The following is a 6,232-nucleotide window of genomic DNA, read 5'->3' on the forward strand; positions in this document are numbered from 1 at the left end:
CAAGAAATAATTTAGTTATTTCTTGCATCAGGTTTTAACCTAGAAGTGCCATAGCGGCTAGCAAAAAAATTAAGGAAGAGATATGAATAGAGATGATTTAAGCGATTTAAGAGCAGAGTTTGACAAGTTTGTAAAAGATAGCTGTTCAATGGACCCTGAGGATCTAAAAAGAGGTCAGGATGAGCAAGACAAAGAGGATGAAGAGCCTGTTCCACAGTTTGTAGATGCACTGACGTCAAAACTTTTGGCTCCGGCAATTAGCGGAGTCTATCTATCAAGGCTGGACATTAAAAGAATTGCCGAGGCAATAGATGAGTCTCTGCCGATCAAAGAGCGTGTAAGAATGATAAGATCTCTCTTTAGACATACAAACTCCAAGAAGTACCTTGAAGATGCGTTTGGCGAGATAAACAGACACATAAACGGTCGTGTTTTAATCTACAATGAGCTTGGCAAAGCGTTCCCTTCATCAAAAGCGATATTTGACGAACATGCGCATAAAGCTAAAAAAACAATGAAGATGTTTGAGCAGATTATTGAAGATTTTGAAGAGATAGAGCCATCATCCGACCCCCTCTTTATTTAAAACAAAAATAGCGAAGCATTTGCTTCGTTGCTACATTCGTCACATACCTTAGTATGCTTCCTCATTATGCGCCTCACAACTGCATCACTCTTTTAGTTTTAAAGGCGCCATTTGGCAGGAGCTCTTTTTTTGCGGATTTAAAAACTTATAAGAGATTTTGAATCTGCAGCCATCCTTGCCATATCACGGCACTCAAAATACCTGCTACAAAGCCTGCCACGATATCATCTGCCATGACGCCTACTCCGCCTTTGGCTTCACGGTCAAGTCTGCCTATGATAGATGGTTTTGCAATGTCAAAATATCTAAAGAGCACAAACGATAGCAAACTTTGAACTAAAAATCCGTTTTGCCAGTCGGTTACTTCGCTTAAGCTTACACTTACGGCAGGTGCGACGCTAAGCGCGAACCACATTCCCGCAAGTTCGTCTATAACTATGCGCTTATCGTCATGTATACCGCTTTTTCCTTCATATTTGTTTATCTCGCGAATCGCTATTACCGAGATTAAAACAGTAGCCAAAAAGAGTGTCTGTGCATTAAAATAGATAAGTATCAACATTCCAAGAGGAAGCGAGACAAGTGTTCCAACAGTCCCGGGAGCTTTTGGAGATAATCCGCTGTAGCCTAGTGTTATAAAAAACCAGTTCATATTTTTCCTTGTAATATAAACAGAAGATGAAAACTTTGTAAGCGGTTCTAAAAATCAAAAAGATAAAACATGATGTTTTATCGATTTTTAGCCTCGGAAAAAATTACATGGATGTAATTTTGAGAATGAGCTTACAAGGTTTTCATCTTAAGTCAGTGATGTTGTTTGATAGAGCTTCATAAGCTCTAAGTAAAAATCATTTTCCGTATGCTCTTCTAAGAGACCCTCTACCGGAAGTATGTCGTAGTAGAGTTTCTCTAGGTTCTTAAATCTGTTTGGATGCAGCTTTGAGAGTATCACGGCTGAGATCTCTTTTCTCATAAGAATAGTCGGCGGTAAAATCCCAAGCTCTAAAAGTTCAAGAATTGAGGTTGCGTGGTACGATATCTGGTGGTGTTGTCCATGTGGACAGGTGTTTTTGCTTACCAGGGTTGTACACTTATCACAGTAGACATACTCGCTTGCTACATTAATCTCTATATCTATTCCTATAACTTTGTCGACGATGGATTTGTTTGAGTTGCAGTCATAAAACATTCCAAGCCCAGCATGGTTTCTCCCTATTGTCAGTCTGTTACAGCCGTAATTTTTTGCGACAATGGCATCTAAAATAATCTCATTATATCCGGCAAATATATAGCTGTTCTCAAGAGGCACAACTACAACATGGTTTTTTGTCAAAAAGTTGTTTATAAAAAAATCAAGCGCTTTTTTGCGTATATTGTAAGAGAGATTTGATTCTGTATAGGGCTTGAGTAAAAATATAACAAGTAAGTCTGTATTTTCAAGTGTTTGGCGAATTAGCCTCTCATGAGCGCGATGAAGAGGGTTTGCGGCCATTACAAGAGCTGTCGTATGTTTTGCGTCAATAAGTTTTTTTGCATCATCTATAGCTTTTTTATTTGTGTTGCTTGATTCATTTGCAAGCGTGTACTTGCCGCTTACAGCCAAAGAACCTATTCTTTTTAATGTCGCTATAACACCGGGATGAGAGATGTCGTCTGTTCCGTATATCTGCTTTATTCTCTCACTTGGGTCAATATGAAAAACTTCATCGACAATGAGAGTAGCAAATGGATTTCCCTCAAAAAGAATAGTGACTTCTTCATCTTTTTTAAGGGAGGCAAGAACTTCTGCATTCATCTTTCCGGCAGGTGCGAGTATAAATGGAAAAGGAAAGGATTTGCCGTTAATAAGTCCTGTTTTTAAAACGTCTTTGCTCTGTTCTTCGTTCATCAGAGATTCAACGGGAGACAAAAGACCGTCTTTTAAAAGCTCCAGCGCCGATACCGCCTCTTTGTCAATTAAAAGAGTTTTATTTTTTCTTGACAATGTCATATTTCTTCCGTTTTTCCCATAAACTTTTACGGCTTATCCCGAGTTTTTTTGATAATTCCGTATCAGGAAATTTGTGTTGATAATTCAGTACGATAAACTTCACATAATCTTCTATTGGAAGAATCTCGCCTTGGTCAAAGATTTTATTTTCACTTTTAATCTCAATAACTTCATATTCGTCATCTTCAATTTTATCCGTGCTTGAAATTATGGCTTTTTTGTTTTTAAGCAAAGCGTAAAGAGCCTTTCTGTCATTTTTTTTAAGCATTTGAAGGTCAGTGATATAGATGAGAGAATTTCCGCTAAGATTTTCTATCTCACTCATTGCTTTTTGATCGCCAAGGGTTATAAAGTGAAGAGGAAGATTTTTCTTTTTTGCATATTCAAAAGCAAAAGAGTCCGCATATTTTTGATATGAAGATGAGATAAAAAGTGGAAGTTCTATATTGTCTAAGTTGTGCTCGTTCGCCATAGATGAGAAAGTGTGCGTTAAATATTTATCATACGCTTCGTTTCTCTTTTTGAGAATATCATAATCCTGATAGTGGTTTATTTTTCTAATAAGCTCTTCAATCATAAACGGTTTCAGTATATAGTCTTTAGCGCCTGCAGATAGAGGTTTCGAGACTGTATCGTTGCTAATATATGAAACCATTAAAATAATAATCGATTTTTTAAAAGTCTCAATTACAGGATTAAAATCCTGACCGTTTATGTTAGTGGAGAGCAAAACAACATCGTAATTGTTGCTTTTTATTGCATCTCTTGTTGAGGTGCACATCTCACATATGTGACCAATCTCGCTGAGTTTTGTAGCAATACTTTGCGCCAAGTAAACTTCGTTTTCTATTATTAGTATCTTCAAATCTTTGTCCAATCAAAATATTTTAAATTTGCGTTTGCTATTACGCCGACACCTTCGCCTCTGCCTATGAAGCCGAGTTTTTCGGTCGTTGTTGCTTTTATGTTTACCCTTTGGGCATCTATACATAAGATGGTGCTGAGTGTTTTTCTCATAGCCGTTTTATAAGCGCCGATTCTTGGCTTCTCTGCTGCTACGGTTATATCGACATTGATTATAACAAATCCAAAGTTGCGAAGTTTTGTAACGACGACTTTTAAAAGCTCTTTGGAATCTACACCTCTATAGGCATCGTCGCTGTCCGGAAACATCATCCCTATGTCTCCCATCCCTGCAGCGCCAAGTAGTGCGTCAATGAGAGCGTGTATTGCTACATCGCCGTCACTATGAGCTTTAAAGCCATAATCAGACTCTATCTTTACGCCGCCTAGGTACATCTCGCCTTTATCATCAAAAGCGTGGACATCAAGTCCGGTTCCGCTAAGAGTATCGTCTGATGGCGGCTTAAGGCATGAAAGCTTTTTCAAATCGGCAATACGCGTGATTTTATGAGCATCTTCTTCGCCCAAGATAAACTCTCTTTTTCCGCCGTTTGCAACTATTGCGCTACTCTCATCCGTAAACTCCTCTTCTTGCATAAGAGCTGATTTTAGAGCTGAAGTAAGTGAGAGTTGAGGAGTTTGAACCCTTTTTACCCTCTCTCTATCTATAGTATTATCATCATAAACGATAGTGTCCGTAACATTTAAATAAGGGACAATACAGTCACTTTCGCCTCTGCGAGAGATGATCCTTTGCAAAAAGTCATTACTTATGCATGAGCGCGCAATATCGCTTACAAGAATATGCTCGGTATCTACCTCTTTTAGAGCGTTTTTTAAAGACTCTTGCCTTGTTGTTCCACCCTCTACAAATGTGAAGTCGGAGTAGAGTTTCATAAACTCTATATCTTCGGGCGATGAGGCTATTATAATTTTTTCAAAATAGCCTGTTTTTTCACATCTATCTGCTACAAATTGCCACAAAGGTTCATTTCCGACTCTAAGCCATTGCTTCTTGACACCTAGTTCAAAACGCGAGGAACTACCTGCTGCAAGTAAAATAAGCGTCAAATTAGACAAAAAAACTCCTAAAGTCTATAAGTGTTACGAAAGTATACACGCCAAAAGCTTTTTTTTATCTTGAATAAAAAAATTATTTCTTTAAAATAGCCAAAATAGATATAAATTATAAAAGCCCTTAATATTATATTAACTTTATTTGATTATATTTTCACTACTTGATACATAATAGTATTACAATTTTTAGGAGAAAAATATGAGAACTTCATGGGTGAAAAAGCGCGAGAGCGACCCCGTTAAAACGCAGATGTACTACGCAAAACAGGGAATAATAACTGGGGAGATGGAGTATGTCGCAAAGGTAGAAGATTTATCTCCGGAGTTAATTCGCAGTGAAATTGCCAGAGGAAGATTGATTATTCCTGCAAATGTAAACCATACCTCTCTTGAGCCAATGGCAATAGGAATCGCCGCGCGTTGTAAAATCAATGCAAATATCGGTTCATCGGCAATAGCATCGGATGTTCAAGGCGAAGTTGAGAAGATGCAGGTATCGCAGCACTATAAAGCCGACACCGCTATGGATTTATCAACGGGCGGCGATTTGGACGAAATCCGCAGAGCTGTAATTGCCTCTTCAAAAATACCAATAGGAACTGTGCCTATCTATCAAATTCTTCACGATGTTGGAAACAAAATAGAGGATCTGAGTATAGAGGTTATGCTTGAAGTTTTAGAGCGTCAGGCAAAACAGGGTGTTTCTTACTTCACTATTCATGCCGGTTTCTTGCTGGAGACTATGCCTAAAATTGCAAAAAGAAAGATGGGAATAGTGAGTCGTGGCGGTTCTTTAATGGCAGCATGGATGATGCACTATCACAGAGAAAATCCTTTCTATACGGCATTTGATGAGATTTTGGATATCTGTGCGAAGTATGATGTCTCTTTATCTCTTGGAGATTCGCTTCGCCCTGGATGTTTGGCTGATGCATCTGATGATGCGCAGCTTGGAGAGTTAAAAGTTTTAGGCGATTTGACACTTCGTGCATGGGAGAAAAATGTTCAGGTCATGATTGAAGGACCGGGACATGTTCCCCTAAATCAGATTGAACGCAATATGAAGCTTCAGCGTGAACTTTGTCATGAAGCTCCGTTTTATATACTCGGACCTTTGGTTACGGATATTGCTGCCGGATATGACCACATAAGCTCTGCCATCGGCGCAGCTGTCGGCGGATGGCACGGAGCAAGTATGCTCTGTTATGTAACACCAAAAGAGCATCTAGGTTTGCCGAATGCCAATGACGTAAGAGAGGGAATAATCGCTTACAAAATTGCGGCACATGCGGCAGACATTGCAAGAGGTCGTAAAGGTGCCAGAGATATAGATGATGAGATGAGCGATGCAAGATATGGTTTTAACTGGGAGAGACAGTTTGAGCTTGCTCTTGATGGAGAGAGAGCCAGAGAGTATCATGATGAAACTCTTCCACAGGATGTCTTCAAAGAGGCAGAGTTTTGCTCCATGTGTGGACCTAAATTTTGTTCATACAAGATAACGCAAAATATTATGGATAACCCGGAAGCGATTGAGCAAATCGCTAGAGAAGTCAAAGAGAGAGAAGCTCTTGGAGCTTAAAAAATAAAATTAATTGATACAAGATAATTTTTGTCTTATTTAACTGATGTTACGCACTAAAACGAACGCGTCCGTTTTAGTGGCAGGGACAAAT

6 protein-coding genes are annotated in these 6,232 nt (G+C 38.9%); 2 read left to right on the plus strand and 4 right to left on the minus strand.

The window, feature by feature from the left end; translation table 11 throughout:
- Window positions 1-82 precede the first annotated feature (82 nt).
- Window positions 83-586, plus strand: coding sequence for a hypothetical protein (locus IBX42_RS10805; protein WP_294932800.1), 504 nt, complete (start codon window positions 83-85; stop codon window positions 584-586).
- Between the two features lie 145 nt (window positions 587-731).
- Here the strand turns inward: IBX42_RS10805 and IBX42_RS10810 are convergent, their stop codons facing one another.
- The 4 genes from IBX42_RS10810 to IBX42_RS10825 all read right to left on the minus strand — a co-directional run bounded on the left by IBX42_RS10810 (window position 732) and on the right by IBX42_RS10825 (window position 4,559).
- Window positions 732-1,238, minus strand: a complete 507-nt coding sequence (locus IBX42_RS10810; RefSeq protein ID WP_294932802.1) for a phosphatidylglycerophosphatase A — start codon at window positions 1,236-1,238, stop codon at window positions 732-734.
- Between the two features lie 147 nt (window positions 1,239-1,385).
- Complete coding sequence (locus IBX42_RS10815) at window positions 1,386-2,576, minus strand: sulfate adenylyltransferase (protein ID WP_294932804.1); 1,191 nt, start codon at window positions 2,574-2,576, stop codon at window positions 1,386-1,388.
- A complete protein-coding gene (locus IBX42_RS10820; protein ID WP_294932806.1) occupies window positions 2,554-3,441 on the minus strand; it encodes a response regulator in 888 nt (295 codons plus the stop codon). The genes IBX42_RS10815 and IBX42_RS10820 overlap by 23 nt, the downstream gene beginning before the upstream one ends.
- Entirely contained in the window at window positions 3,438-4,559 is a 1,122-nt protein-coding gene (locus IBX42_RS10825) for a bifunctional 2-C-methyl-D-erythritol 4-phosphate cytidylyltransferase/2-C-methyl-D-erythritol 2,4-cyclodiphosphate synthase (RefSeq protein WP_294932807.1), read from the minus strand. The genes IBX42_RS10820 and IBX42_RS10825 overlap by 4 nt, the downstream gene beginning before the upstream one ends.
- Before the next feature lie 196 nt (window positions 4,560-4,755).
- Here IBX42_RS10825 and thiC point away from each other — a divergent pair, with 196 nt between their 5' ends.
- Window positions 4,756-6,138 (plus strand): phosphomethylpyrimidine synthase ThiC, encoded by a 1,383-nt coding sequence (gene thiC / locus IBX42_RS10830; protein ID WP_294932808.1) that lies wholly within the window; start codon window positions 4,756-4,758, stop codon window positions 6,136-6,138.
- Window positions 6,139-6,232: the final 94 nt, after the last annotated feature.

It is taken from the genome of Sulfurimonas sp., assembly GCF_014859695.1.
In the GTDB taxonomy this organism is placed as follows: Bacteria; Campylobacterota; Campylobacteria; order Campylobacterales; family Sulfurimonadaceae; genus Sulfurimonas.